At 63.6% G+C, this 682-nt stretch carries 1 protein-coding gene; it reads right to left on the reverse strand.

What is annotated here, in order from left to right; all coding sequences use genetic code 11:
- Positions 1-128: 128 nt before the first annotated feature.
- Positions 129-682 (reverse strand): hypothetical protein (locus ET21_RS0118795; RefSeq protein WP_237751604.1); only part of this gene is annotated, 554 nt, incomplete at its 5' end.

Raw genomic sequence — 682 nt, forward strand, 5'->3', positions numbered from 1 at the left:
GGCCCTGATTACCGCGCCGCGAATTATTGGGTGCCGGTCCTGGGAAGCCAAGCGGCGGCGCTGCTGCCTCTCATCGCCAGATTCTAGATCTCTCTGGAGCGGTGGCAGCTGCCACCGCTCCACGCGCGTCAAGCTCTGCCCTCGAAGCGGGCGATCAGCTGCTCCGCTACGGAAGCAATTTCGGCGGGGTCGGCGGTTTGAGTGCAATCGCCGCCTACAACAGCGCCGAGCGTGCCGCCGTCCAGTTGGACAACGTGGACACGCCACACGTCGCGCCGGAGTTCGTATTGATCGGGAAGCGGCCTCTGCATGATTTCATGAAACACTAGGTCAACCCATTGGCGCGCGTCCGGATCGGAAGACGCATCGGCGTAGTCGGCGCGGCTCGCCATGACGCTGTATCGGTCGCCTAGCATGAATTGGCGTTCGCGCGCGCGCCGGTCCTGCTCGATCCGCGTTACGCGATCTTTTTCCGCCCGCTTCATCGCCTGTTTCATCCGAACATCGTCGGCGCTGCGCGTCAGCGCCGCCATGATGTTGAGGACGCGCGCGGGCATATAATGCCCCGCGCGCTCGGCCGCCTCGATCACAAATTGCAAATCGCTGATCTCGGTAGGCGAGAGGGTGACGCGAACGGCGCTCGCCGTGTTGCTGATTTTCATGGCTGCGGCTCCGGCTCTTC

The organism is Sphingobium sp. DC-2, from assembly GCF_000722555.1.
In the GTDB taxonomy this organism is placed as follows: domain Bacteria; phylum Pseudomonadota; class Alphaproteobacteria; order Sphingomonadales; family Sphingomonadaceae; genus Sphingobium; species Sphingobium quisquiliarum.